1 protein-coding gene is annotated in these 377 nt (G+C 27.3%); it reads right to left on the bottom strand.

The genetic code is table 11. From position 1 onward, the window contains the following. Positions 1 to 129: 129 nt before the first annotated feature. The coding region (locus tag CW752_RS11720; RefSeq protein ID WP_228401722.1) for a hypothetical protein at positions 130 to 377 on the bottom strand (248 nt) is incomplete at its 5' end.

Genomic DNA, 377 nt, shown 5'->3' on the forward strand with positions numbered 1-377 from the left:
GAAAGAACACTGCAAATAAGATAATTGCAACATTAAATGAACCGACAAATTAATATAGAATAAATAAATAAATAAATAAATAAATAAATAAATAAAATGTCCCTCCGTTATATTGGAGGGACATTTTATTTATTTTACTTGAATTGAGATCTTTTTATTCGTTGTATGATTTTCAGTAATCGTTAATGTTATGTTACCGGATTCTTTAAATGAATATGATGAGAGTTGATAAAGCTCTTTTATACCATGTTTCTCTTTTAATTTATGGACAGGAAGTAATGTTATGTTCGGTTTCCATGTTTCCTGTTTACCGGAAGGATAGCTTACTATTATTTCTGGATTATTTAATTGCATTGGTTTCCAAGAGGCAAAATGTA

It is taken from the genome of Chryseobacterium sp. PMSZPI, assembly GCF_002835665.1.
In the GTDB taxonomy this organism is placed as follows: Bacteria; Bacteroidota; Bacteroidia; order Flavobacteriales; family Weeksellaceae; genus Chryseobacterium.